This window comes from Halococcus sp. AFM35 (genome assembly GCF_051195015.1).
In the GTDB taxonomy this organism is placed as follows: domain Archaea; phylum Halobacteriota; class Halobacteria; order Halobacteriales; family Halococcaceae; genus Halococcus.
Genome location: NZ_JBNTJU010000008.1, coordinates 33,729 through 56,318, shown reverse-complemented (window position 1 = coordinate 56,318; position 22,590 = coordinate 33,729). Strand labels below are relative to the sequence as shown.

General features: G+C 65.0%; 31 protein-coding genes and 1 tRNA gene. 17 read left to right on the top strand and 15 right to left on the bottom strand.

The annotated features are described in order from the left end of the window. Nucleotides 1-22: 22 nt before the first annotated feature. The 8 genes from ACQUQO_RS08435 to ACQUQO_RS08400 all read right to left on the bottom strand — a co-directional run bounded on the left by ACQUQO_RS08435 (nt 23) and on the right by ACQUQO_RS08400 (nt 6,672). Nucleotides 23-244, bottom strand: a complete 222-nt coding sequence (locus ACQUQO_RS08435) for a helix-turn-helix transcriptional regulator (RefSeq protein ID WP_435077538.1) — start codon at nt 242-244, stop codon at nt 23-25. Beyond that, entirely contained in the window at nt 241-654 is a 414-nt protein-coding gene (locus ACQUQO_RS08430) for a DUF2178 domain-containing protein (protein WP_435077537.1), read from the bottom strand. Before ACQUQO_RS08430 ends, ACQUQO_RS08435 begins: the two co-directional genes overlap by 4 nt. A 134-nt stretch (nt 655-788) precedes the next feature. After that, nucleotides 789-2,996 carry an ATP-dependent DNA helicase gene (locus tag ACQUQO_RS08425; RefSeq protein ID WP_435077536.1) on the bottom strand — a complete coding sequence of 736 codons (2,208 nt, stop codon included), beginning with the start codon at nt 2,994-2,996 and terminating at the stop codon, nt 789-791. Between the two features lie 63 nt (nt 2,997-3,059). Continuing rightward, the gene (locus tag ACQUQO_RS08420; RefSeq protein WP_435077535.1) at nt 3,060-4,001 is read right to left on the bottom strand and encodes a cation diffusion facilitator family transporter; all 942 of its coding nucleotides are present in this window, start codon (nt 3,999-4,001) and stop codon (nt 3,060-3,062) included. A gap of 57 nt (nt 4,002-4,058) precedes the next feature. After that, on the bottom strand, nt 4,059-4,715 hold the full coding sequence (gene hisH / locus ACQUQO_RS08415) for an imidazole glycerol phosphate synthase subunit HisH (RefSeq protein ID WP_435077534.1): 657 nt from the start codon (nt 4,713-4,715) through the stop codon (nt 4,059-4,061). 36 nt (nt 4,716-4,751) lie between these two features. Continuing rightward, nucleotides 4,752-5,336 (bottom strand): uracil-DNA glycosylase, encoded by a 585-nt coding sequence (locus tag ACQUQO_RS08410; protein WP_435077617.1) that lies wholly within the window; start codon nt 5,334-5,336, stop codon nt 4,752-4,754. A gap of 581 nt (nt 5,337-5,917) precedes the next feature. Continuing rightward, on the bottom strand, nt 5,918-6,496 hold the full coding sequence (locus ACQUQO_RS08405) for a DUF99 family protein (RefSeq protein ID WP_435077533.1): 579 nt from the start codon (nt 6,494-6,496) through the stop codon (nt 5,918-5,920). After that, on the bottom strand, nt 6,493-6,672 hold the full coding sequence (locus ACQUQO_RS08400; protein WP_435077532.1) for a DUF5786 family protein: 180 nt from the start codon (nt 6,670-6,672) through the stop codon (nt 6,493-6,495). The genes ACQUQO_RS08405 and ACQUQO_RS08400 overlap by 4 nt, the downstream gene beginning before the upstream one ends. 91 nt (nt 6,673-6,763) lie before the next feature. Here ACQUQO_RS08400 and ACQUQO_RS08395 point away from each other — a divergent pair, with 91 nt between their 5' ends. Further along, nucleotides 6,764-7,372, top strand: a complete 609-nt coding sequence (locus tag ACQUQO_RS08395; protein ID WP_435077531.1) for an MBL fold metallo-hydrolase — start codon at nt 6,764-6,766, stop codon at nt 7,370-7,372. A 7-nt stretch (nt 7,373-7,379) separates the two neighbouring features. On the opposite strand, the gene ACQUQO_RS08390 is transcribed toward ACQUQO_RS08395, so the two are convergent. Together ACQUQO_RS08390 and ACQUQO_RS08385 are read right to left on the bottom strand one after the other, a co-directional pair. Further along, a complete protein-coding gene (locus tag ACQUQO_RS08390; RefSeq protein WP_435077530.1) occupies nt 7,380-7,751 on the bottom strand; it encodes a DoxX family protein in 372 nt (123 codons plus the stop codon). Nucleotides 7,752-7,865: 114 nt separating this feature from the next. After that, nucleotides 7,866-9,113, bottom strand: coding sequence for an aminotransferase class V-fold PLP-dependent enzyme (locus ACQUQO_RS08385; protein WP_435077529.1), 1,248 nt, complete (start codon nt 9,111-9,113; stop codon nt 7,866-7,868). A gap of 168 nt (nt 9,114-9,281) precedes the next feature. Here ACQUQO_RS08385 and ACQUQO_RS08380 point away from each other — a divergent pair, with 168 nt between their 5' ends. Beyond that, nucleotides 9,282-9,545, top strand: a complete 264-nt coding sequence (locus tag ACQUQO_RS08380) for a hypothetical protein (RefSeq protein WP_435077528.1) — start codon at nt 9,282-9,284, stop codon at nt 9,543-9,545. A gap of 7 nt (nt 9,546-9,552) precedes the next feature. Then, nucleotides 9,553-9,768, top strand: coding sequence for a hypothetical protein (locus ACQUQO_RS08375; RefSeq protein ID WP_435077527.1), 216 nt, complete (start codon nt 9,553-9,555; stop codon nt 9,766-9,768). Nucleotides 9,769-9,785: 17 nt separating this feature from the next. Here the strand turns inward: ACQUQO_RS08375 and ACQUQO_RS08370 are convergent, their stop codons facing one another. Beyond that, a complete protein-coding gene (locus ACQUQO_RS08370) occupies nt 9,786-9,932 on the bottom strand; it encodes a hypothetical protein (RefSeq protein ID WP_435077526.1) in 147 nt (48 codons plus the stop codon). Between the two features lie 116 nt (nt 9,933-10,048). On the opposite strand from ACQUQO_RS08370, the gene ACQUQO_RS08365 reads away from it, so the two are divergent. Continuing rightward, complete coding sequence (locus ACQUQO_RS08365) at nt 10,049-10,333, top strand: GYD domain-containing protein (RefSeq protein WP_435077525.1); 285 nt, start codon at nt 10,049-10,051, stop codon at nt 10,331-10,333. 17 nt (nt 10,334-10,350) lie between these two features. On the opposite strand, the gene ACQUQO_RS08360 is transcribed toward ACQUQO_RS08365, so the two are convergent. Together ACQUQO_RS08360 and ACQUQO_RS08355 are read right to left on the bottom strand one after the other, a co-directional pair. Further along, complete coding sequence (locus ACQUQO_RS08360; RefSeq protein ID WP_435077524.1) at nt 10,351-10,644, bottom strand: DUF424 domain-containing protein; 294 nt, start codon at nt 10,642-10,644, stop codon at nt 10,351-10,353. Beyond that, entirely contained in the window at nt 10,616-11,395 is a 780-nt protein-coding gene (locus ACQUQO_RS08355; protein WP_435077523.1) for a tetratricopeptide repeat protein, read from the bottom strand. Before ACQUQO_RS08355 ends, ACQUQO_RS08360 begins: the two co-directional genes overlap by 29 nt. A 52-nt stretch (nt 11,396-11,447) precedes the next feature. Here ACQUQO_RS08355 and thpR point away from each other — a divergent pair, with 52 nt between their 5' ends. From thpR to ACQUQO_RS08300, 11 genes are all read left to right on the top strand, one after another. Then, nucleotides 11,448-11,999, top strand: coding sequence for an RNA 2',3'-cyclic phosphodiesterase (gene thpR, locus ACQUQO_RS08350; protein WP_435077522.1), 552 nt, complete (start codon nt 11,448-11,450; stop codon nt 11,997-11,999). Nucleotides 12,000-12,445: 446 nt separating this feature from the next. Next, a complete protein-coding gene (locus tag ACQUQO_RS08345; RefSeq protein WP_004051839.1) occupies nt 12,446-12,598 on the top strand; it encodes a 50S ribosomal protein L39e in 153 nt (50 codons plus the stop codon). Next, on the top strand, nt 12,595-12,873 hold the full coding sequence (locus tag ACQUQO_RS08340; RefSeq protein WP_435077521.1) for a 50S ribosomal protein L31e: 279 nt from the start codon (nt 12,595-12,597) through the stop codon (nt 12,871-12,873). Before ACQUQO_RS08345 ends, ACQUQO_RS08340 begins: the two co-directional genes overlap by 4 nt. A gap of 1 nt (nt 12,874) precedes the next feature. Next, a complete protein-coding gene (locus ACQUQO_RS08335) occupies nt 12,875-13,546 on the top strand; it encodes a translation initiation factor IF-6 (RefSeq protein WP_435077520.1) in 672 nt (223 codons plus the stop codon). 121 nt (nt 13,547-13,667) lie between these two features. After that, entirely contained in the window at nt 13,668-14,135 is a 468-nt protein-coding gene (gene pfdA / locus ACQUQO_RS08330; RefSeq protein WP_435077519.1) for a prefoldin subunit alpha, read from the top strand. A 3-nt stretch (nt 14,136-14,138) separates the two neighbouring features. Beyond that, nucleotides 14,139-15,440, top strand: coding sequence for a signal recognition particle-docking protein FtsY (gene ftsY, locus ACQUQO_RS08325; protein WP_435077518.1), 1,302 nt, complete (start codon nt 14,139-14,141; stop codon nt 15,438-15,440). Between the two features lie 271 nt (nt 15,441-15,711). After that, nucleotides 15,712-17,103, top strand: a complete 1,392-nt coding sequence (locus ACQUQO_RS08320) for a signal recognition particle protein Srp54 (RefSeq protein WP_435077517.1) — start codon at nt 15,712-15,714, stop codon at nt 17,101-17,103. Nucleotides 17,104-17,148: 45 nt separating this feature from the next. Next, entirely contained in the window at nt 17,149-17,733 is a 585-nt protein-coding gene (locus tag ACQUQO_RS08315; protein ID WP_435077516.1) for a magnesium transporter, read from the top strand. Further along, nucleotides 17,734-18,291, top strand: coding sequence for a magnesium transporter (locus ACQUQO_RS08310; RefSeq protein WP_435077515.1), 558 nt, complete (start codon nt 17,734-17,736; stop codon nt 18,289-18,291). 82 nt (nt 18,292-18,373) lie between these two features. After that, entirely contained in the window at nt 18,374-19,069 is a 696-nt protein-coding gene (locus ACQUQO_RS08305; RefSeq protein ID WP_435077514.1) for a thermonuclease family protein, read from the top strand. A gap of 26 nt (nt 19,070-19,095) precedes the next feature. After that, nucleotides 19,096-20,175 (top strand): molybdopterin-dependent oxidoreductase, encoded by a 1,080-nt coding sequence (locus ACQUQO_RS08300; RefSeq protein ID WP_435077513.1) that lies wholly within the window; start codon nt 19,096-19,098, stop codon nt 20,173-20,175. Here ACQUQO_RS08300 and ACQUQO_RS08295 read toward each other — a convergent pair. Then, nucleotides 20,159-20,569: an RNA-binding domain-containing protein gene (locus ACQUQO_RS08295; protein ID WP_435077512.1), complete on the bottom strand. Its 411-nt coding sequence runs from the start codon at nt 20,567-20,569 to the stop codon at nt 20,159-20,161. The genes ACQUQO_RS08300 and ACQUQO_RS08295 overlap by 17 nt on opposite strands. Next, a complete protein-coding gene (locus tag ACQUQO_RS08290) occupies nt 20,569-21,120 on the bottom strand; it encodes an AAA family ATPase (protein ID WP_435077511.1) in 552 nt (183 codons plus the stop codon). The genes ACQUQO_RS08295 and ACQUQO_RS08290 overlap by 1 nt, the downstream gene beginning before the upstream one ends. 84 nt (nt 21,121-21,204) lie before the next feature. On the opposite strand from ACQUQO_RS08290, the gene ACQUQO_RS08285 reads away from it, so the two are divergent. Together ACQUQO_RS08285 and ACQUQO_RS08280 are read left to right on the top strand one after the other, a co-directional pair. Beyond that, a tRNA-Arg gene (locus ACQUQO_RS08285) sits at nt 21,205-21,279 on the top strand. 423 nt (nt 21,280-21,702) lie between these two features. Then, nucleotides 21,703-22,518, top strand: coding sequence for an NAD(+)/NADH kinase (locus ACQUQO_RS08280; RefSeq protein ID WP_435077510.1), 816 nt, complete (start codon nt 21,703-21,705; stop codon nt 22,516-22,518). Nucleotides 22,519-22,590 lie beyond the last annotated feature (72 nt).

The window sequence follows — 22,590 nt, the reverse complement described above, 5'->3', positions numbered from 1 at the left end:
GACCGACGAAGCCGAGCGGGAATCAGTTGCCGTGGTCGGTCCCCGTTCCGTTCAGCTCGGGGTCGAACAGGTCCTCGATGCGACAGTCGAAATGGGCGGCCAGTTTGAACACCAACTCGATTGACGGGTCGTATCGCTCGCGCTCGACTGCGTTGATGGTTTGGCGGGTGACGTCGACGGCAGCCGCGAGGTCGGCCTGACTCAGCGCGTGTGTCTCGCGTCGTTCTCTGAGGTCGTTTTTCATGAGCGGTATCGGAGTGCGGTGTAGATTGCACCCCACGTCAGACAGATCACGGCATATGCGTACAGGAGTGTCACCGCCGTCTCGTTCATGGGATATCGCCCGGTCGCATCGAGCAAGAAGAGCGCGATGAACGTGAACAGACCGAGATAGCCGAACAGTTGGAACGTGATGGAACTCGCGCGGCGTCCGAGTTCCCGTTCTCGCTCGTCCTGTAGAGAGACCGAACTGCGGTACTGGAGAACGGTGGTCGTCCCAATCGCACCGAGCACGGCAACGGTGTACACGACGAGTCCGGCGAGGGTTTGCTCAATCAACATTCCGGCGAGAAGACTCACAATCCCGACCGCGAAGAGACCGTTTATCAATCGTCTGTACCGCTTTCCTCTCTGGATGGGTCGTGCCGTCGTCATGGTTCTGGCTGTAAAGCGGACGTTCCGTAAAGCGTACTTTACGTATTTATATAAACCTGTCGCTAATCTGGCTTCGTGGCTCGGATGCTATCGATGGAACTGCACGCACGACCACGAACGCTCTTCGGACCGACTCAGGGCGTCGGCGGGTCGCCATCGTAGGCGTCGTGGTCGCTGTAGAAATTGAGCATCGCGTATTTGAGTTTGTCCGGAGCGACATCGAGCAGTTCGGCGCGCTCCTCGTCGGGGAACGTCTCACGGACGCCGTATTTCCCCATTTCTCGTTGGCCGCGCTCGGTGTAGCGCGCATCGCACAGTGCGCGCACGCCGACTTCCTCCGGCGAGCGCAGCACGCGCCCGAGCGCCTGTCTGGTCTTCCGGATGGTGGGTATCTCGACGGCGTACTGCCAGCCCGATTCATAGGCGGCGTCGTAGGCGTCTTCCACAGCCCGAAGTCGGTCGTCGAGATGCGGGTAGGGGACGCCGACCACGACCACCGTGTGGGCGTCGTCGCCGTCGAAACTCACGCCCTCGGTGAGCGTGCCCCACAGCGAGGTGAACAACGCGCCATGTTCGCCCGCCGCGAACTGCTCGCGTAAGGACTCGACGGTCTCGCCCGGTTCGTCGAGATACGTCGTCGCCTCGGTATCGAGGCGGTCGTGATAGCGTTCGGCCTCGGCATAGCTCGGGAAGAACAGTAATGAATTGCCCGGCGTGAACCGAATCGCGTCGCCCAGCGTTTCGGTGATGGACTTCTGGACGCCCGGACTGTCGCGCTCGCTGGCGAACAGCGCCGGCGTGTCCACGGCGAAGGTCCGGCGGCGCTCCTCGGGAAAGGTCAGTCCGTAGGCCATCGTCTCCGGCTCGTCCAACCCGAGCACGTCCCCCAGCACGTCGAACGGTCGCAGCGTCGCGCTCATCAGCACGCTCGCATGCAGGTTCGAAAAGAGCGGTTCGGTCACGTCGCGGGGAATCGAGGCGAAGGACTCCGCGCGGCCGTAGACCCCATCGGGACCCTCTCGCACCGACACGACGGGATGGCGACCGCCGGACGCGCCGTCGGACTCGCTTCGCTCGACCGACGAGGATCGCGCGCCCTCGGCGCGCTTACCACCATCCGCAAGCCACGATTCGATGAACTGCACCGTTTGAAGCGTCTGGCATTCCTTGCGGACTTGCGTCTCGCCGTTACGATACTGCCTGTCGTATTCGCGGTCGAGGGCCGCCCCGAACGCGAGCGCTGTCTCGACATCCGCCTCGATGCCCTGTCCGGTATACCCATCGAGAAACGCCAGTGTGAGGTCGTCGCGGCCCTCGCTGTTGGCGACCTCCAGGTCCTCCCAGTCCTCTCCGATGCGTTCGCGCTCGCCGAAACCCAACTTTTCGTCGTACGTTGTGACGAGTGCCCGTCGGAACGCCTCGATGACGTTTCTCGCCCGTGCGGCCCGCGAATCGTCGCTGTCGTCACATTCGGCGAGCGCCGAGTCGAGCGTGGTCTCGGTCAGGGTCCGGGTGGCGTGTTCGCGCGCGGCGCTCTCGACGTTGTGGGCCTCGTCGAACACAGTGATAACGTCCTCGGGGTCGCGGCCGAGCCACCGGAAGAACTGTTCTCGAATCACGGGGTCGAGCAGGTGATGGTAGTTACAGACCACCAAATCCATCGATTCCATCCCGTCCTTGAGGAGTTCGTAGCCACAGAGGTTCTCCTGTTCGGCGTACTCGTAGATTTCCTCCGGCGTGCGCACGTCCGCTGCGAGCCATGCGTAGAAGGCGTCGGTGTCGGCAGTCAGATTGTTGTAGTAGTGTTCACAGACCGACTCCTCGCGTAACTCCTCGACCTCGCTTTCGACGTTCTCCAGTTCGTCCATCACGGCGCTTCGGGCCTCGGTGGCGTCGCTATCGCCGTCTTGGCTCGCATCGAGCAGGCTCTCCTCGCGCGCTTCGAGGTCGGCGAGGTCCTCCTCGGCATTCACGAGGTCCTTCGTGCTGTCCCGCAGCACCTGACACTCCTCGTAGTCGACGTCGATATGACACATCGAGGATTTGCCCTTGAACACCGTCGCGCGGAGCGGTTCGCGGTCGTTGATGGCGCGGGCGTCCTCGACGAACTGGCGCATCTGCTGGTGGACGTTCGTCGTGATGACCACCGTCTTGTCCTCCTCGCGGGCGAATTCGAGGGCGGGCACGAGTGCCGAGAGCGTTTTCCCTGTTCCACAGGCTCCCTCGAAGAGCACGTCCCGTTCGTCCCCGAGCGCCCCGTGGATGCGTTCGATTGCTGCGCGCTGGTTCTCGTAAGGCGACTCGTAGGGGAAGAACCTGAGCGGTGACGAGTCGGCGGCCACAGTAACTGAGATTGGTGTGCGTTCTCCCAAAAGGGTTCGTGTACCGCGGCGGAAGTGAACGAGTCAGGCTTCGGGTTCGATGTATACCTTCCGTACCTGCGGGTTGGTCGACATGAGCGCGTCCTCGATGTCGGTGATGCGGTCGTCGATGCCGATGGTTTCGAGGTCCGGGCCGAACCCGACGTCCGCGGTCACGATGACCTCTTCGGGACCGAAATACACGGTCCGAAAGTCGACGATTTCGTCCACCCCGTCCCAGTCGGCAACCACCGCGCGGAGCCGTCGCTCCTCGGCGGCCGGCAGGCTCTCGCCGAGCAGCAACCGTTTGTTCTCCCATGCGAGCGCGACGGCAAATCCCATGAGCATGAGACCGATGAACAGGGCGGCGGCCGCGTCGTACACCGGGTTGCCGGTCACGCGCGAGAGATAGACGCCGAGGAGTGCGATGCCCGCGCCGCTCGTGGCGACGGTATCCTCGGTGAGCGCCGTCAGCGTGGTGACATCACTGGTCTTTCGGAACGCTTCCCGAAAACCGCTCCAGCCGTGGTCGTCGATCTGCTGGCTCATCTCCAGATACGCCTGTCGCAGGGCGTAGGCCTCGAAGACGATTGCGCCGGCGAGCACCCCGTAGTTCACCCAGACGCCGGGAAACGAGTAACCGAGTAGCGACACCGCACCCTCCCTGCTGACCTCGCCGCTGGTGAGGGCCGCATAGCCCTGTTTCGCGCTCTCCCAGCCCGCGATGCCGAACAGGAGAACGGAGACCAGAAAACTATAGAAGAACTGGGCTTTGCCGTAGCCGAAGGGATGGCGGCGGTCGCGCTCGCGCTCGGCGAACCGGATACCGATGAGGAGGAAGATCTGATTGCCCGTGTCCGAAATCGAGTGATAGGTTTCGGATAGCATCGCCGCGCTCCCGGTGAGGAGATAGCCGACGAACTTCAGCGCGGCGATGGCGATGTTGGCCACGAGGGCGGCGACGACGACCGACCGGCTTTCTGCCATTGTCCGCCCTGCTCGCGCTCTCGGCAAAGGACTTTCTACGCGAGGGCGACAGGCTGGCTAGTCGGCACAGATATCGACGAAATTTCGCAGGATTCCCAAACCTGTTTCGCCGCTCTTCTCGGGGTGGAACTGGGTGCCGAACACAGTCCCCGAATCGTCGGCGACGATGCTCGGGAACGCACTCCCGTAGTCGGTGGTGGCGACGGTTGCGTCCCTGTCTTCGGGCGCTGCGTAGTACGAATGGACGAAGTAGGCGTATTCCCCATCGACCCCCTCGACGAGCGGATGGTCGCGCTCGACGGCGAGTTCGTTCCAGCCCATGTGGGGGACCTTCAGGTCGCCGTCGAAGCGGCGATTCCGGCCGGGAATCAGGTCGAGACCCTCGACGTCACCCTCGCCGGCGCGGTCGGCCTCCTCGCTGGTGGTGAGGAGCATCTGCATGCCGAGACAGATGCCGAAGACCGGTGTGCCCGCATCGGCGGTCTCTAAGAGCGCCTCGCGGTACGGGCCGGCGTTCTCGATGCCCTCGCGGAACGCGCCGACGCCGGGGAGGACGATGCCGTCCGCAGTCGAGAGTTCCGCGGGGTCGTCGGAGATTTCGACGTCGGCTCCGGCGCGTTCGAGACCGCGCGTCACGCTCCGAAGGTTGCCTAATCCATAGTCGACGACGACCACCGACGCCGTCGCGGCCCGCTGGACGCGTCCTGTGCTCATACGAGCGCCACGCACCACACGGGCAAAGCGGTTTGGTTAGAACCCATCGAGGCGCGACTGCCCATCGCCGTCACCCGCGCCGACGATTTCGGCGGCCGTGGCGATAGTGTTCGAAAAGGTCTCCTTCTGTGAGCCGTCGTACAGCGTCGCCGCCGGATGGACACAGACGAGCACCCGCTGGGGTCGCCCATCGAGTCGGATTTCTTCGATGCTGCCCGATTCCTCGGTCACGCGCGCGTCGCGCCCGAGGAGGTGTTCGGTCGGGACCTTTCCGAGCGTGACGACGAGTTCCGGATTCACAGTGGTGATTTCGCGTTCGAGATACTCCCGGCAGTTGGCGAGTTCGTCCGTGTGGGGGTCGCGGTTGTCCGGCGGGCGACAGCGCACGCAGTTGGTGATGCGGATGTCCTCTCGTCCGAGTCCCGAGTCGCGGAGCGCGTCGTCGAGGACGGTCCCGCTCCGGCCGACGAACGGCTCGCCCTCGCTGTCCTCGCGCTCGCCCGGTCCCTCGCCGACGAACAGCAGCTCGGCATCAGCAGGACCGTCGCCGTTGACGATTTGGCTCCGCGATTCACAGAGTTCGGGACAGCGCTCGCAGGCAGTCACTTCCAACCCGTCCATGTGGCCCGTATCGCTCATGCGTGGCGTGGGGCAGGGTCGGTCTTAAACAGGGGGTTCCTTGCTGCTTTGAGACCGATTCTGACGGGCTGATGGATAATTCATAAGAAATGTATAAAATATTATCAAGCCGAAAATGAATATGAGCGGAGCGTTTATTATCTATTCACATCGTAATAACTCCACAGCGGTCTTCGATTGTTCCAGACGAACCCTCATGGGATTGAAACTCGCGCACCTGAGCTAATCACGGGTCTGCGCATCGTGCGTAGGCCCTCTTAGCAACAGGTCTCGCGTCCCTCGGCAACAATGCGACAATCATGTGCCAAAAACACCCAAGCGAGACCGAGGATGACGACGAACTGCCCTACAAAGATCTCTTGGAGTGGTTAGCTCTGCTCCTCTGCATCATCGAGATGCTTAGCCATCTGCTGTAGGCCCACCTAAGGGTAGTGTACGACTCCACTACCTTTGTCCTGACACACAGAAGTGAATTATCTGAGATGCAACCGAACACATCTTCAAATTCTATATTTTATTCATACTATGACAGTAAAAACTGAAACGGATTTCTTTCGCTTGAATCAGCCACCGCTACCGGCTCCTGGACCACCGGCCATCCACGAATCGGCAGCGCGAGCGGCCAGCCGCGCAATGCGCAGCGGTTCGGGCCGTCCACCTTCTGGCGTGAACCCGCCGACGACCGCCGAGGCTTCGTCGTCGGCGATGCCGACGCTTCTGACGAACAGCGTCTCGCCGTTGACCGAACACCGGCGACGCGGCGGCTGTGCACGATAGTCGTCGAGGCGCGTATCGAGCGCATCGCCGGCAAATTCCTCGCGGAGCGCCGACTCCAACCCTGTGCTCTCTTCGAAGGAAACCGAGAGCACGGGCATATCGGTGGCTGTGTGGAGCGCGTGGAGGTCGAGGACGTTGTACCACGCGGGCGCGATGCCGGCGACGAGAAGGTAGTTGACGTCGGCGCGGTCGAGGCGGGCGTGAAGATTGAGGACAGCAGCCGTGGCGTCGGTGCCGCCGACCGTGCAGGAACCGAAGACGAAGCCATCGACGATGCGGCTGGCTCGGACGACCGCGCCAGCGAGCGTGCTCCGCCCGCCCCGGTAGGATTCGGCGACTCCGAGCGCGCGCGTCCCGGCTTTCACTCCTCTTTGATGTCTTCGAGCCTATCGAGCAGTTCGTCGTTCGAGGTATCGAACTCGAAGCTTACCTCGCCGGCGTGTGCCTCCTCTTCGGTTTTAAGCCCGTCCTCGTCGTCCTCGAAGTCGGTGTCGTACTCCTGATTCCCCTGCTCTGATTCGTCGTAGCTACCGAAGCCCATACGTATGCTATGGGCGGATAACGGAAAAAACGTTTGTCAGATTTCAATTCACTTCCGGCAGGCTCAAAACGTTCGCTACTCCATGACTACTATGGACGTACACACCGTCACGGAGGGCGCGGAGACGTTCACGGCGAACGTCTATCTCGTCACGGGCGAGCACACAGTACTCGTCGATGCCGGGACGATGGCCGGCGTCGAGGACGTGATTGCCGAGCACACCGCCGACCTCGACGCGGTCGTTCTCACGCATCAACACGGCGACCACGTCGGCGAACTCGATGCCGTCCTCGACCGCTTCGACGTCGACCTGCTGGCCTACGGCGACCACCCGCGGCGCACGGAGGAAATCGACGACGGCGACACCATCGACATCGGCGACGAGCGCTTCGACGTGATTCACACGCCGGGCCACGCCGACGACCACGTCTCGCTGGTCTCCGAGACGACGATATTTTCCGGCGACGTCGTGGTCCACGACGACGGCGCGTTCGACGACGGCAGTTTCGGCCGCACGGACATGGCCGGCCAATCCCGGGAGGTGCTCATCGAGAGCATCGAGCGCATCCTCGAACGCCTGCCCGAGGGCGTTGAACACATGTACGCTGGCCACGGCGAGGCATTTCACGGCGACGTGCGCGCGGTCATCGAGCGTGCGCTCGAACGCGCCGAACGTCGTGAGCCGAAATATCCTGAATAAAGACGACTCAGTTCTCTTCGGGACCGCGCGCGAGGAAGAAGAGCGCACCGCCGAGCAGCGCGGTGTTTTTCAGGAACTGGATGACCTCCGCCTCGCGCTGGTCGTCCTCTTGGTTCCAGAAGTCGTGCATCGCCGGCGTGACGCCGACGAGAAACGCCGCAATCGCGCCGCCTGCGAGGCGGGGAACGCGCCCGAGTGCGGTGGCGACGCCGCCGAACAGGAGCATCGCGCTCGACAGCGGCACGAGGCGGTCGGCCTTCGGCACGCCCTTCGAATCGGCGTAGGCGGCCATCCCCTCGATGTCGCGCAGGTTGTCGATGGCATTGAACGCGAGCACGCCGCCGAAGAGGACGCGCCCGATGGTCGAAACTCGCCCCATCAGCGGCTCACCGCCGATGGCTGTCCGTCGAATCCGTCTTCGAAATCGATTGTCGATAGCACATCCGTCCCTCCGGGCGGCGCTCACATAGGCCTTGGCAACCGCGCCGAGAACTCAAGCGAACAACTGCCGCGCGTCGTCGATGGCCTCGACGAGCGCATCGACTTCGGCTTTCGTGTTGTAGAGGTAAAAGGACGCACGCGCCGAGGCAGCCGTCCCCAAGACGTCGTGCAGCGGTTGGGTGCAGTGGTCGCCCGGCCGGATGGCCACCGCGTGGTCGTTCATGATGGACGCGAGGTCGTGGGCGTGGACTCCTTCGAGATTGAACGAGACCAGTCCCGCGCGCTCGCCCGCCGGCGGACCGTAGACCTCGATGTCGTCGAACTCCCCTAACCTGTTCATCGCGTACTCCACGAGGTCGCGCTCGTGACGGTCGATGCGCTCACGTCCGATGTCGTCGAGGTAGTCGGCGGCCTCGGCGAGCGCGATACCCTCGGCGATTGGCGGCGTGCCGGCCTCGAATTTTTCCGGGACGTCCGCCCACGTGGTCTCCTCGAACTCCACTTTCCGCACCATTCCGCCGCCGTACATGAACGGCTCCATCGCGTCGAGGAGATGGCTCTTCCCATAAAGACCGCCGATGCCCGTCGGGCCGCACATCTTGTGGCCCGAGAAGGCGTAGAAATCCACACCGAGGTCCTCGACATCCACGGATTGATGGGGGACGGCCTGTGCGCCGTCGGCGAACACGTAACTACCGTGCTCGTGGGCGAGGTCGGCGAGGTCGGAAATGGGATTCACCGTCCCGAGGGTGTTCGAGACGTGCGTCACCGAGACCATCTCGGTGTCGGGACCGATGATTTCTTGTGCGTGGTCCATGTCGAGGCGGCCCTCGTCATCGACTGCAATGAACTTCAGGTCCGCACCCGTGCGCTTGGCGATCTGTTGCCACGTGACCAGCGAGGAGTGGTGTTCCATCTCGGTGAGCACGACCTCGTCGCCCTCGTCGAGTTCCCGCAGTCCCCAGCCATGGGCGACGAGATTGAGTCCTTCAGTCGTGTTCTTCGTGAAGACCATCTCCTCGCGCCCGCCCGATGCCCCGACGAACTCCGCGAGGCGGTCGTGAGCTTCCTCGTAGGCCAGCGAGGCCTCCTGGCTCAGGTGGTGGATGCCCCGATGAACGTTCGAATTCGTCTCCCGGTAGTAGTCGTCCATCGCGTCGACCACACGGTCAGGCGTCTGACTCGTGGCAGCGTTGTCGAGATAGACGACCCGCTGTCCGTCGCCGACATCGCGTTCGAGGATCGGGAACTCGCCTCTGATGCGTTCGACATCGAGCGGTTCTTCGGATTGGGTGCTCATTGCCGGTTCGTAGGAACCGAACGGCCAACACTCCTTCGGTCACTCGGCATCTCCGACGACGTCCCAGTCGATGCCGAGTCCCGGTCCGGTGGGAGCGCGCACGGAGCCGTCGTCGTGGTCTGGGGGGTACGGAGGAAATCGCGCGCGGCCGGCGTCCACGGCGGCTCGATGGGAAACTCACACCACGGCGAGCGTACGGCGGTCATCACGTGGCAGCTCGCGGCGAAACCCTCGATAGTCGTGGCGCGCCAGCGGCTCTCCGAGTCACGCGACGTCGAGCGGTTCGAGGTCATGTGTGAGGTGATACTGGGCGAGGCCGGTTATCTGCATGGTGGTCGGCCACTCCCCATGGAGATAGGTCTCGGCCCGGTTATCCGCGGCGGTCGTGTCACGGGCGAACGGAAAGAATGTTGTAGTCGCGGGCCCTCATGACAGCTGTATGGTGCGTGATGCCAGGGAGCCATACGGGGCTGGGGAGTTTCGCTTCGAGCAGACGCCGTCGACCGACCCGCTCGTGCGGCGGTGTCCGGAGGCCGGCGACGGAGAGCGCCATGACCTCTCGACGGCGACCGATACCGACTGCGCCGACGGTCGCCGCGTGCTCGTCGCCAGAACCAAATGTAGCTGTGGCTGGGAGGACGACCGGGTCGTCTGAGGGGCGGTGTTCGGCGCTCAGAGCACGCGCCGCGACATCACGAACAACCCGACGACCAACAGTCCGATACCCCAGTACAGCGAGTCGTAGGGGGCGACCTTCAACAGCAACGTGACGACGCCGGAGGTGAACAGCGACCAGCCGATGGTCGTCGAGTAGCTCATACGGCACCGAGCGGCGCGTCGCGGATACGGTTTTTCCCGGCAGCGGCAAGCGGGTCGGCAGCCGCCACGTCCGGCTGGCCGGAATTTCTTTACCGCGGGCCTGCGGAGCATACCCCATGCAGACGTGGCTATCGCTCGTCGAAGTCGATGGCGCGGAGTTTCAGGACCTCCAGGAGCTCGCCTCGCTGTGGGGTGATGTCAGCCTCGAACTGGAGGAAATCGACGCCGAAATCAAGGACACGTACGCGCTGCTCGGCCGGTTCGACTTCCTGTTGGTCTTCGAAGCACCCGACCGCGATTCGGTCTTCGAACTCTCGCTGGCCGCCGAGCGCCACGGTCTCGACATGACGACGATGGAGGGCGTGCCCATCGAACATTTCGGCAGCCTCGTCAAGGAGTAGCCGTACCGTCGATAGCATCAGCCGAGACGCACCAACTGGGCGTGGGTCGTCCCGCCCACATCGAGCACGTTCGTCTCCTCGACGAAGCCGTGTTCGACCGCGAGATTCACCGACTCCGACCCGACGATGTTCGCCACGCGGGCGCGGGCGAGACTCGCCACCACGCGCTCCTCGTCGGCGCGCTCGCCGTCGTAGAACTCCTCGGTGACCTCGAAGGCGACGCCATCGTTGTCGAAGGTCTCGCCGAGCACATCGTCATCGCAGACCGCGACGAGCCGTCCCTCAGGCGTTTCGCGTTCGTTGACGATCACGGACGAGTTCCTCCTCGGCCTCCTCGCGGAGTTCTCTGGCCTCCTCGGCGACTTCCTCGGCCTGTTCGTCCTCGCCGACCTCTTCGAGCGCGCGGGCTTTCTCTTCGAGGACCTCGGCGTTGCGGAAGCCCAATCGAAGGGCGTTGTCGAAGTTTTCGAGCGCCTCCTCGGCCAGACCGCGTTCGAGCAGGAAGAACCCACGGTTGTACCAGCCCTGCGCGAAGCGGTTGTCGCGCTCGACGGCGCGTTCGGCGTGCTCTAAGGCCTGCTCGCTGCGTCCGCTCTCGAAGAGTGCGTAGGCGAGGTTGGTCTCGGCGCTTGCGGCGTGCTCTGAGTCGGCGTCGATATCGAGCGCCTCGCGGTAGGCCCCGATGGCGGCGTCGTACTCTTCGAGTTCGGCGTGGGCCGCGCCCTTGTTCACCCACGCTTCCTGTTCGACGCGCTCCTCGTCGGCGAACTGGGCGGCGCGCTCGAACGTCTCGGTCGCCTGTTCGTACCGGTTGATTTCGATGTAGCTCAGGCCAACCTCGATGAGTTCCTCGACGTCGACGTCCTCGGTGCCGAGCTGGCGCTCGTCGAGCAGGTCGGTCAGTACCCGGGAGTCGATTGGGTCGACTTCGCTCGGGTCGACGGCGAGTTCCGGCGGGTCGAGGTCGAAGCCCTCGGGGTCGTCGAAGCCTTCGCCCTCGGAGAAGGGATGGTCGTCCCGTTTGCGGCCCTCGTCGGGGTCGCGCCGGCTGTCATCGGTCATAGCTCTCCTATGTGACGACCGTGATTAAGGCCTGTGGCCTCGTGGTTCCCGCATGCGCCTGTTCGTCAGCGTCGACCTCGCGGGTCTCGAAGACGACATCGCCAGCGTTCAAGAGCGCGTCGCCGACGCGAGCGGCGTCAGACTCACCGACCCCGCAACCGTCCACGTCACGCTGAAGTTTCTCGGCGATGTGGACGACGAGCGAGTCGCGGACCTCACCGACGCACTCGAAACCGCGGTCGATGACGCGGGTGTCGACCCGTTTACTGCCGAGTTCGGCGGTCTCGGCGCGTTCCCGAGCGCGGAGTACATCCGCGTGCTCTGGGTCGGCGTCCGCGAGGGGAGTACCGAACTCGCTCGACTCCACGAGGTAATCGAGGAGCGAACGGTCGCAATGGGCTTCGACCCCGAAGACCACGAGTTCACCCCGCACGCGACGATTGCGCGGATGGACCACGCTGGCGGGAAAGAGCAGGTCCAGCGCGCGCTCAACGAGAGCGACCCGACGGTGGGAACCCGTGATATCGAGGCGGTAGAACTGACCAAAAGCGTTCTTCGGGACGACGGACCAGAATACACCACCGTCGAGCGGTTCGAGTTCTGAACAGGTCGTGTTCTCGGAAATAGCCGTCCGTGGTCGGGGACGGCGGCGCACGGGAGCACGCCAGTAACGTGCGACTCGTGCGTGGTCCGTGCGAGCAATGGCGAGTGCAGACTCGCAGAACGTAGTTCTGACGGCGGATGAGTGAACGGAGTGAGGGAATCGGCTGGGGAGGGTGTGGTCGTCGCGGTGTGGTGGTGGAACGTTAGTGGCTGAACCGCGAACGAGTCGAAGACGAGTGAGCGGGCCGAGGAACCTCCGAAGTTCTCGTGAATGACTGAAAGGAGCGAACGAGAGCACGGAAGAGCGAAGCTCTTCCGGTGGAGGTGACGACGGCTTTTGATCCACATTTTGCGAGGGAGTGAGCGACCATCGGGAGCGAACGACCGCAGCAAAAGGTGGGCGTGGAAGGACAAGGATTTAAGCGCCGCCGTGGAAAGGAATCCACCATGAGCAAGAACTCGAAGGCGAAGAAGAAGCGCCTCGGGAAACTCGAACGCCAGAACTCCCGCGTGCCGGCGTGGGTCATCATGAAGACCGACCGTGACACGATGCGCAATCCCAAACGGCGCAACTGGCGGCGGTCGGATACGGACGAATGAGCGCTGACGACTTCGAGGAGCGCGTCGTGACGGTCCCGCTCCGCAAGGTGAAGGCGGGCGCGAACCACGAGGCTGCCGACAGAGCCATGACGCTCATCCGCGAGCATCTCGCCCAGCACTTCAAGGCCGACCTCGACACCGTGCGCCTCGACCCCTCCATCAACGAGGCGGTCTGGGAACACGGGCGCTCGAACCCGCCGAGCAAGCTTCGCGTGCGCGCGGCCCGCTTCGAGGAGGAGGGCGAGCGCGTCGTCGAAGCCGAGCACGCCGAATAACGTGCTCCGCGCGGCCTTTTCCGGTTCCTCGTACGTCGGTGTCTTCGCCCGCGCGACCGACCGGTGTCTGCTCGTCAGGCCCGACATCGACGACGGGTTTCTCGACGACCTCGCCGAGGAACTCGGCGTCCCCGCCGTAAAGACGACCATCGCCGGTTCTGGGACTGTTGGCGCGCTCGTCGCCGGCAACTCGAACGGGTTGCTCGCGAGCAGTCGCGTGAGCGATACCGAGCGCGAGCGCATCGCCGACGCCACCGACCTCCCGGTCGCGACGCTGCCCGGTCGCATCAACGCCGCCGGCAACGTCGTGCTCGCAAACGACAGCGGGGCCTACGTCCATCCGGACCTCCCTGACGAGACCGTCGAGACCGTGAGCGAGCACCTCGACGTCCCGACCGAGCGCGGCGAACTCGCGGGCGTCAGAACTGTTGGGACGGCGGCAGTCGCCACGGGCCGGGGCGTGCTCTGTCATCCCCAATCGACCGACGAGGAACTCGACTTCCTCGAAGAACTACTGGACGTGCCCGCGGACATCGGGACCGTGAACTACGGCGCGCCGCTGGTCGGGTCGGGGCTGCTCGCCAACGCACAGGGATACGTTGCCGGCGAGGAGTGTACGGGACCGGAGCTCGGCCGCATCGAGGACGCGCTCGGCTATATCGACAGCACGTAGCGCCGGTCGACGCGCCAGCAGAGGACAACATACTTCCGGCGTGCTCACCCAGCACGGGTATGGATACGTTCGTCACCGACAGCGAGAGTCACAGTCGAGAGCAGACCGTGGAGGCAGGCCGATGAGCATGGGTGGCGGCGGTGGCGGCCAGCTCGAACAGCTCTCACAGGAACTCGACGTGCTCGAACGCCAGAAGGAGGCGATGGAGGACGAAATCGAGGAGTTCCGCGAAGAACAGCGCGAGATCGACGAGGCCACCGAGGCGCTCGAAAACCTCGACAGCGGCTCCACGGTACAGGTTCCGCTCGGTGGCGATGCCTACGTCCGTGCGGAGGTCCAGAACGTCGACGAGACGGTCGTGAGTCTCGGCGGCGGCTACGCGGCCGAACGCGACGAGGAGGGTGCAATCGAAACCCTCGAACGAAAACGCGACGCGCTCGACGACCGCATCGAGGAGGTCCAGGGGGACATCACCGAAATCGAGAGCGAGCGCGAGGAACTCGAACAGCAGGCCCAACAGCTCCAACAGCAGCAGATGCAGCAGCTTCAGGGGCAGATGGGTGGGATGGGACAGGACGACGACGAGTAGGCGATGTTCGACGGACTCAAAGACCGACTCAGCAGCTTCCAGCGCGACGCCGAGGAGGAAATCGACGAGGCGGCCGCCGACGCCGAGGACGTCGAGACCGAAAACGACCCCGCAGCCGAAGCTGCATCCGTCACGGAAACCGACGAATCAGCCGCGACAGCGCCTGAAGCCAGCGAGGATGCCGACGACGCCACGCCGGCGGCACCCGACACGCCGGACGACACCGAACCGACGGGGACCGAGGCTGCGGTCGAGCCGGCGACGACCGAACCCACCCCGGACGAGGCGGCTGTGGGGGATGCGGAGAGCGAGATGGAAGCGGAACCCGAGGCTGTTGACGATGAACCCACCAGAACGCGATTGAGTCGGCCATCGTCGGCCGACGAGACCGACAATGGTGAGGGCGAGGAAAACCTCGGACTCGGGACGCGCGCGAAGCTGTTCGCCACCGGGCAGTCGCTCATCGAGGCTGCCGAGCTTGAGGGGCCGTTATTCGAACTGGAGATGGCGCTGCTCGAAAGCGACGTCGAGATGAGCGTGACCGAGGCGATTCTCGACCGCCTGCGCGATGAACTCACGGGTGCGACGCGTGCACAGGTCAAGGGCACAGGTCTCGTCGTCGAGGAAGCGCTCGCCGAAGCCCTTCGGGAGGTCATCTCGGTGGGGCAGTTCGACTTCGAAGAGCGGGTGGCAGAGGCCGACAAGCCCGTGACCATCGTCTTCACAGGAGTAAACGGCGTCGGCAAGACCACCACGATTGCGAAACTCGCCCGCTATTTCGAGGAGCGCGGTCTCTCGGCCGTACTCGCAAACGGCGACACCTATCGGGCGGGCGCGAACCAGCAGTTGGGCGAACATGCCGAAAACCTCGGCAAGGAGTACATCGCCCACGAGCAGGGGTCGGACCCCGCGGCCGTGCTCTACGATGGGGTCGAATACGCCGAAGCCCACGACATCGACGTGGTGCTGGGCGATACGGCGGGCCGACTCCACACTTCCAATGACTTGATGGCCCAACTGGAGAAGATCGATAGAGTCGTGGACCCCGACATGACCCTCTTTGTGGATGAGGCCGTCGCCGGTCAGGACGCCACGAACCGCGCCCGCGAGTTCGACGACGCCGCGACCATCGACGGCGCAATTTTGGCCAAGGCCGACGCCGACTCGCAGGGTGGCGCGGCCATCTCGATTGCCCACGTCACCGGCAAACCAATCCTATTTTTGGGGACTGGGCAGGGCTACGACGACCTCGAACGGTTCGACCCCGACGTGCTCGTCGAGCGGCTGCTCGGTGACGAGGAGTAGGACGAATTTTTGAGTGGTGCGGTGGCGCGTGGGAACGCGCGAAGCGCGTGACTCGCGTGAGGGATGAGCGAGGAGCGAAGCGACGAGCGAATCGGCTGGGGAGGGTGTGGAGGCGGAAGCTAGCGACTGAACCGCGAACGAGCGTAGCGAGTGAGCGGGTGTTTTTGGTCCAGATTTTTGCGAGGGGTTGAGCGAGCGTAGCGAGCGATTCCCCGAAGTAAAAAGGTGGGACGGACAAGCCTTTACCAGCTACGCGGCATAGCGCCGGCAAATGGTACTCGACGACCTCGGGAGTTCTCTCCGCGGAACCCTCGACCGACTGCAGGGCAAGACGCGCCTCGACGAGGAGGACGTTGAGGAGGTAGTCAGGGAGATTCAGCGCTCGCTGATTCAGGCCGACGTCGAAATCGACCTCGTGATGGACCTCTCGGACAACATCGAGCGACGCGCGCTCGAAGAGGAACCTCCAGGGGGGACGACGGCGCGGGATTTCGTCCTCCGCATCGTCTACGAGGAGATGGTTGACCTCGTGGGCGACAGCACGGACCTCCCGCTCGAATCCCAGACCATCTTGCTAGCTGGTCTTCAGGGGTCGGGGAAGACGACCACGGCCGCGAAGATGGCGTGGTGGTTCTCGAAGAAAGGACTTCGACCGGCGGTCATACAGACCGACACGTTCCGACCGGGTGCGTACGACCAAGCGAAGGAGATGGCCGAGCGCGCCGAAGTCACCTTCTACGGCGACCCCGACAGCGATGACCCCGTCGAAATCGCCCGCGAGGGACTCGAAGCCACCGAGGAAGCCGACGTCCACATCGTGGATACGGCTGGTCGCCACGCCTTAGAAGAGGGCCTCATCGACGAAATCGAAGCCATCGATGAAACAGTGAACCCGGACCGCAGCCTGCTCGTGATGGATGCGGCCATCGGACAGGGCGCGAAGGACCAAGCCCAGCGCTTCGAGGAGGCCATCGGCGTCGATGGCGTCGTTATCACGAAACTCGACGGCACAGCCAAAGGTGGCGGAGCGCTCACTGCCGTGAACGAGACCGATTCGTCGATTGCCTTTCTGGGGACCGGCGAGACGGTCCAAGACGTCGAGCGCTTCGAACCTGACGGCTTCATCTCCCGGCTGTTGGGGATGGGCGACCTCAAACAGCTCGCCGAGCGGGTCGAGCGCGCGATGGAGACCGGCGACGAGGAAGAGGACTGGGACCCCGAGGACATCATGTCCGGGCAGTTCACGCTGAAGGACATGCGCCATCAGATGAACGCGATGAACAAGATGGGACCGCTCGACCAAGTGCTCGACATGATTCCCGGTCTCGGCGGCGGTTTGAAGGACCAACTCCCCGACGACGCGATGGACGTCACGCAGGACCGCATGCGAAGTTTCGAGGTCATCATGGACTCGATGACCGAGAACGAACTCGAAAATCCTCGGTCTGTCGGCGCGAATCAAGTTCGCCGCGTCGCCCGCGGCAGCGGCCAGCCCGAAGAGCGCGTCCAGGAACTCTTAGAACAGCACCGGATGATGGAACGAACGTTGAAACAGTTCCAGGGGATGGGCGATGCGGACATGCAGCGGATGATGAAGCGCATGGAGGGCGAGGGTGGCGGTGGCATGGGCGGAATGGGTGGCGGTGGCGGCCCGTTCGGATAGCGCGAAGCGGACGTATTTTTATCGCTGGCGGTGCTCGACACGCCAATGACCGTCGTCGAGATCGCACGCGAGGCCTACCGCGAGGCGCTGCCGGCGCTGTCGGCGAGCCTCGTCGGCGGCCTGCTCGCGGGGGTCGTCCTCGGCGGGATGCGCAGCGAGCTTCGCGCGGTCGAGGGGCTGCTCGTGCTCGTGCCGGCGCTGCTCGCCACGCGGGGCAACGTCTATGGCTCCCTCGGTGCACGGCTGGCGACCGCGCTCCATCAGGGGCTTATCGAACCGCGGGTGCGCGGCGGCGACGAGCGCCTCCGGGCGGCGGTCGCGGCGGCGCTCGTCGACGGGCTGCTCGTGAGCACACTCGCCGCCGTCGCCGCCTACACCGTACTGACGCTGCTTGGTCTGCCGCACGCTTCGCTGCTCACCCTCGTCGCCATCGCTGCCGTCGCGGGCGTGCTCACCGGAATCGTGCTGGCGACGGCGGTCGTGGTGGTGGTCTTCGCCGGTTATCGCCGCGGTTACAACCCCGATACGATTGTGGGACCGGTCGTGACGACCACCGGCGACGTCTTCGGCCTGCTCTTCTTGTTGCTCTCGGTGCGGCTCGTCCTCGCGCTTCTCGGAGGTGGCGGTTGAGTGACGACCGACTGGACGGTTCGGGCGATCACGCGCGCGATGTTGCCGGTGCTGGTCGCGCTGATGCTCGTCGAACTCGGCAGCGGTCTCGTGCTCGAATCGTTCGAGGGGACCTTGCTTCGGTTCCCCTCGCTGCTCGTGCTCGTGCCCGTCACCATCGGCACCGCGGGCAACCTCGGGAGCGTGCTCGCCGCGCGGCTCTCGACGGCCTTCCATCTGGGGCGACTCGCCTTCGACCCGGCCGACGAAGTGCTCGCGGGCAACGCCGTCGCCACCGTCGCCCTCTCGCTGACCGTCTTTCCGGTCGTGGGGGCCGGTGCGTGGGCGCTGTCGGCGCTGGTCGCCGAGACACGACTCGCGCTGGCGACCGTCCTGCTGGTTGCGACCGCCAGCGGCGCGATACTGGCCGTCCTCGCCGTCATCGTCACCGTCGTGGCGACGTACGCCGCCTACCGGTTCGGTCTCGACCCCGACGACGTGGTGATACCCGTCGTGACGAACGTCTCGGACGTGCTGGGCGTGGTCGTGCTGTTCGCCGTCGTACAGGTCGTGGTCTGAGCAGGAACCGTCAACGGTCGGACTTTCCGGCGCGAACTGCCGCTTCCGTCGGTTTCAGGCTTCGCCCGGGAGAGCAACGGTCGTGAAACCGGTCGCTGCGGTGGTGTGTCTGCTCGTCGTGCTTGCCGGCTGTAGCGGACCCACTGGGACGACCCAGACGCCCACGGGGGACGTCGTTTCGACTGGCCAGCCCCCGGTGACGACCACGGACGCCGACTCCATACCGACAGTCTCGCCGACGGACAGCCAATCGACGGCAGCCCCGACGCGGACCCCGCCGTCGACACGACAGTGGACCGTCACCGTGACCGAGGTGGTCGATGGCGACACGATGGACGTGCGCTTCGAGAACGGCACCACGGAGGAGGTCCGGCTGTTGGGCGTGGACACCCCGGAGGTCCACGTCGAGAATGACCCGGCGGAGTTCGAGGGGATTCCCGACACCGAGGCGGGCGCGGCGTGGCTGGCCGGATGGGGCGAGAACGCGAGCGAGTTCGCCCGCACGGAACTCGCTGGCGAGACCGTCACGATATCGCTCGACCCGGCGGCCGACCGCCGCGGCAGCTACGGCCGGTTGCTGGTCTACATCGAGCACGACGGCGAACTGTTCAACCGTCGACTCCTCGCTCGGGGCTACGCGCGCTACTACGACGCGCCGCTCACGAGGGCCGACGCGTTCCAACGCATCGAGCAGCGCGCCCGCGAGCGGGATGTCGGCCTGTGGGACTATCCCGAAGAGCGGGTGCCGGCCCGACTCGGCGGTCCCCACGCGGCTTAACCTCATCGAGAACGTATACAGCGCGAATGGCGCACTCGCGTCTCGAACTCCCGCCGCGGCTGGTCGACTGGTCGATCCTCATTACTGTGGGGTTCGCAGTCGCCACCGGCATGCTGACCCTCGTCTCGGGCCAGCCCGGCGATGCGGTCGTGTTCGTCCTCCACGGGATGGGCGGGCTGGCGCTCGTCGTCCTCCTCTTCTGGAAGCTCCGGCGCGTGCGCCCGCGAGTGACCAATCGGGCGGCGTGGAATCGGGGAACGCTGGTCTCGATTCTGTTGACCACCCTCGCGCTCGCGGCGCTCGCCACCGGTCTCGTCTGGACTTCGGGCGGCACGTTCGTGGTCGGCCCGTGGTTGCTGCTGTTCGTCCACATGGCCCTCGGCGTGCTCGTTATTCCTGTGCTCGTTGTCCACCTGCGCGGCCGCGTTCGCCTCCCGACCACGAACGACTTCGCGGGCCGGCGGACGGCGCTCTCGTCGCTCGCCGTCGTCGGCTTCGGTGCGCTCGTGTGGCGCTTCCAGCGCGAGGCCAATCGAGTGTTCGGACTCGCCAGCGACCAGCGATTCACCGGTTCGACGGAGGAAGGAACGGACGCGGGAAACGCCTTTCCGGTGACGAGTTGGGTGGCCGACGACCCAGACCCCATCGACCCCGACGACTGGCAACTCCGGGTGGGCGGCGCGGTCGAACGCGAGCGCACGCTTTCCACTGAGGACCTCGACCCCGACAGCGAGGGACGCACCACCCTCGACTGCACGAGCGGCTGGTATTCGACCCACGACTGGCGCGGCCTGCGGGTGGGCGACCTCCTCGATACGGTCGAACCCGCTCCCGACGCCCAGTGGGTGTCCTTCCGGTCGGTGACGGGCTATCGCTGGAGCCTGCCCATCGAGGAGGCCCGCGACGCGCTGCTAGCGACCCGCATCGACGGCGAGCGGCTCTCGCATGGGCATGGCTTCCCACTCAGGCTGGTCGCGCCCGGCCGGCGCGGGTTCCAGTGGGTGAAGTGGATAGATAAAATCGAAGTGAGCCGCCAGCGCGACACGAGCGAGTGGCTGGCGATCTTCGTCAGCGGGTTCGACGAGACATCTACGGGCGGTCAGTAACGGGTGTTCCGTCCTCGGTCGGTGGCGCGACGTGGTCGATGTACTCTTCGACGCTCGGTTCGTGGACACGAATTCGCAAACTGATGTCGCCGAGTTCGTCCGGCTCGCCCACCGCGAAGTTGACGACGCCCTCGAAGGCGGCCTGTTTTTTCAGTGCGACGCTCACGACATCGCCCCGGCGGCCGTCGAAGAACTCGCTGCGGGCGCTGTCGAGGATTTCCTGTCGATGGAGTAACTCGGAGAAGTGGTCCAGACTGTGGGTTTCGGCACGCACCTCGCCGGGCGCGCGCTCGATGTCCGCTCCCGGAACCAGGTTTTCGACAGCAGTCACGACCCGTTCGGTGACCTCGGTGTCGTTGACCGGTGCAGTGACTTCGACGTCGATGCGGTACATCATGCCCCTGCCTCCGCGAGCAGCGTTCGGATGCGCTCGTGAAAGTCCGCGAGCGAGTCGGTGTTCTCGATGCGCCTGTCGGCGCGCTCGATGGCCGCATCCATCCCGAAGCCGAGTTCGCGCTCGTCGCGGGCTTCGAGGCTCTCGCCGCCGTCGGCGCTCGCGGCGTCCCGGCCCCGCGCATCGACGCGCTCGGCGCGCACCTCGAAGGGAGCCTCGATGGCGACGAGCGTGAACGCCTCGCCGAAGGCCTCCGCGAAGCGTTCGGCCTCGACGCCCGAGCGGATGCCATCGACGAGCACCGTGGGCGAGTCGTCGAGTTCGCGCTCGATGACCGGCAGCGAGCGCTCGGCGATGGCTCCGGGGCCACTCTCCTCGCGGAGTGCCTGCGCCACGCGACCGTGATGTTCGGCGGGGTCGAGACCGCGCTCGTGGCAGGCCTCCCTGATGACGTCGCCCATCGTCACGACCGGAATCCCTGCTTCGCGGGCGACGGCGGCGGCCTCGCTCTTGCCGCTGCCGGGCAGGCCGACGATACCGATGACGCTCATTGATGAGTCAAAGACGGAATCGCTGTTAAACGCTCCGCACCGGACCCAATCGCTTTTGAACCGCTCGCTCTCAGCCCCTCTTGAGGGCACGTAGCTCAGCCCGGATAGAGCGTCGGACTTCTAATCCGACGGCCGTGGGTTCGAATCCCACCGTGCCCGTACAGCGACCGCAGGGAGCGAACCGGCACGCAGGGGGTTCGAATCAGGGAGTGAAGCGAGCGCAGCGAGCGGAACGACCGTGGTTCGAATCCCACCGTGCCCGTGCACCTGTACCTTTTTACTGCGGAGGGTCGCCGCAGGCGACCCCCACTTGCAAAAAGCTACGCTAAAAACGTCCCGCTCACTCGGCCTTCGGCCTCGTTCACGGCGAACCGCACTCGCTTCGCTCGTGCGGATGCTGACACTCCGCACAGCACCGCCGAAGCCCTCGGCGCACTCACTCCGTTCGCGGTGTTCGCTACGCTCACACCAGCGCGCCTCGCCCTTCATCCGCCAGGAACCGCACCACCGCCGCACCGCACCCGCCGCCCGCGGCGCGGGCGGACCACGCGCCTTTTGCTCGCGGGGGTCGAACGCCGGGCGATGAGGGTCGGTATCGTCGCTCGGCGAGGCAGCGAACAGGCGGCCGCGCTCGCCGGCGACGTCCGCGAGCATCTCCACGAGTCCGGTATCGAGGTGTTGCTCGACGAGGCGACCGCCGACGCGCTCGCGGTCGATGGCAACCCCGTCGAGGCAATGAGCGACTGCACGCTCGTCGTCTCCATCGGCGGCGACGGTACCTTCCTGTTCACCGCCCGCGAGGTCGGCACGACGCCCATCATGGGGGTGAATCTCGGCGAGGTCGGCTTCCTGAACGCGACCTCGCCCGACGACGCACTCGCCGAACTCACGCGCGAACTCGACCACATCGAGCGCGAGGGCGAACCACGGACCCGCACCGTGCCCCGACTCCGCGTCACCGGCGAGGACGTCTCGCTGCCGCCCGCGCTCAACGAGATGGTCGTGATGGGAAAACGCGGTCCCGGTCGCGGGGCCGACTTCACGGTCGAAATCGACGGCAGCGAGTATCTCGACAGCCACGCCGACGGCGTGCTCGTCGCCACCCAGACCGGGAGCACGGCGTACAATCTAAGCGAGGGCGGCCCGCTGGTCCATCCCGACGTGCCAGCCCTCGTGGTGACGGACATGGCCGCGAGCGACCCGATGCCGCCGCTGGTCGTCGGCCGGGACAGCGAGGTCTCGGTCACGGTCGCCGACGATGCGGCGGTGGTCGCCGACGGCCGCAATCGCGCTTCGCTCGCCGCGTCCGCGACGGTCACGGTGAGCGTGGCCGACGAACCGACGCACGTCGCCGGCCCCCCATTGGAGTTTTTCAGCGCGCTCGACAAACTCGATTGAACCGGGGGGGACGGAGGGGCGCAATACTGTGGACTTTCGCAAGGTGTAACGGGTAGCAGCAGCAACGAACAA

What these genes read in the sequence shown, in the direction of transcription:
- ACQUQO_RS08320 (WP_435077517.1), top strand. Translation starts at nt 15,712, where the DNA reads ATGGTACTCGACGACCTCGGGAGTTCTCTCCGCGGAACCCTCGACCGA.
- ftsY (WP_435077518.1), top strand. Translation starts at nt 14,139, where the DNA reads ATGTTCGACGGACTCAAAGACCGACTCAGCAGCTTCCAGCGCGACGCC.
- ACQUQO_RS08280 (WP_435077510.1), top strand. Translation starts at nt 21,703, where the DNA reads ATGAGGGTCGGTATCGTCGCTCGGCGAGGCAGCGAACAGGCGGCCGCG.
- ACQUQO_RS08410 (WP_435077617.1), bottom strand. Translation starts at nt 5,336, where the DNA reads ATGGACGGGTTGGAAGTGACTGCCTGCGAGCGCTGTCCCGAACTCTGT.
- ACQUQO_RS08385 (WP_435077529.1), bottom strand. Translation starts at nt 9,113, where the DNA reads ATGAGCACCCAATCCGAAGAACCGCTCGATGTCGAACGCATCAGAGGC.
- ACQUQO_RS08395 (WP_435077531.1), top strand. Translation starts at nt 6,764, where the DNA reads ATGGACGTACACACCGTCACGGAGGGCGCGGAGACGTTCACGGCGAAC.
- ACQUQO_RS08435 (WP_435077538.1), bottom strand. Translation starts at nt 244, where the DNA reads ATGAAAAACGACCTCAGAGAACGACGCGAGACACACGCGCTGAGTCAG.
- ACQUQO_RS08420 (WP_435077535.1), bottom strand. Translation starts at nt 4,001, where the DNA reads ATGGCAGAAAGCCGGTCGGTCGTCGTCGCCGCCCTCGTGGCCAACATC.
- ACQUQO_RS08295 (WP_435077512.1), bottom strand. Translation starts at nt 20,569, where the DNA reads ATGTACCGCATCGACGTCGAAGTCACTGCACCGGTCAACGACACCGAG.
- ACQUQO_RS08390 (WP_435077530.1), bottom strand. Translation starts at nt 7,751, where the DNA reads ATGGGGCGAGTTTCGACCATCGGGCGCGTCCTCTTCGGCGGCGTGCTC.
- ACQUQO_RS08365 (WP_435077525.1), top strand. Translation starts at nt 10,049, where the DNA reads ATGCAGACGTGGCTATCGCTCGTCGAAGTCGATGGCGCGGAGTTTCAG.
- ACQUQO_RS08300 (WP_435077513.1), top strand. Translation starts at nt 19,096, where the DNA reads ATGGCGCACTCGCGTCTCGAACTCCCGCCGCGGCTGGTCGACTGGTCG.
- ACQUQO_RS08345 (WP_004051839.1), top strand. Translation starts at nt 12,446, where the DNA reads ATGAGCAAGAACTCGAAGGCGAAGAAGAAGCGCCTCGGGAAACTCGAA.
- thpR (WP_435077522.1), top strand. Translation starts at nt 11,448, where the DNA reads ATGCGCCTGTTCGTCAGCGTCGACCTCGCGGGTCTCGAAGACGACATC.
- pfdA (WP_435077519.1), top strand. Translation starts at nt 13,668, where the DNA reads ATGAGCATGGGTGGCGGCGGTGGCGGCCAGCTCGAACAGCTCTCACAG.
- ACQUQO_RS08340 (WP_435077521.1), top strand. Translation starts at nt 12,595, where the DNA reads ATGAGCGCTGACGACTTCGAGGAGCGCGTCGTGACGGTCCCGCTCCGC.
- ACQUQO_RS08400 (WP_435077532.1), bottom strand. Translation starts at nt 6,672, where the DNA reads ATGGGCTTCGGTAGCTACGACGAATCAGAGCAGGGGAATCAGGAGTAC.
- ACQUQO_RS08375 (WP_435077527.1), top strand. Translation starts at nt 9,553, where the DNA reads ATGGTGCGTGATGCCAGGGAGCCATACGGGGCTGGGGAGTTTCGCTTC.
- ACQUQO_RS08370 (WP_435077526.1), bottom strand. Translation starts at nt 9,932, where the DNA reads ATGAGCTACTCGACGACCATCGGCTGGTCGCTGTTCACCTCCGGCGTC.
- ACQUQO_RS08430 (WP_435077537.1), bottom strand. Translation starts at nt 654, where the DNA reads ATGACGACGGCACGACCCATCCAGAGAGGAAAGCGGTACAGACGATTG.
- hisH (WP_435077534.1), bottom strand. Translation starts at nt 4,715, where the DNA reads ATGAGCACAGGACGCGTCCAGCGGGCCGCGACGGCGTCGGTGGTCGTC.
- ACQUQO_RS08380 (WP_435077528.1), top strand. Translation starts at nt 9,282, where the DNA reads ATGGGAAACTCACACCACGGCGAGCGTACGGCGGTCATCACGTGGCAG.
- ACQUQO_RS08290 (WP_435077511.1), bottom strand. Translation starts at nt 21,120, where the DNA reads ATGAGCGTCATCGGTATCGTCGGCCTGCCCGGCAGCGGCAAGAGCGAG.
- ACQUQO_RS08315 (WP_435077516.1), top strand. Translation starts at nt 17,149, where the DNA reads ATGACCGTCGTCGAGATCGCACGCGAGGCCTACCGCGAGGCGCTGCCG.
- ACQUQO_RS08355 (WP_435077523.1), bottom strand. Translation starts at nt 11,395, where the DNA reads ATGACCGATGACAGCCGGCGCGACCCCGACGAGGGCCGCAAACGGGAC.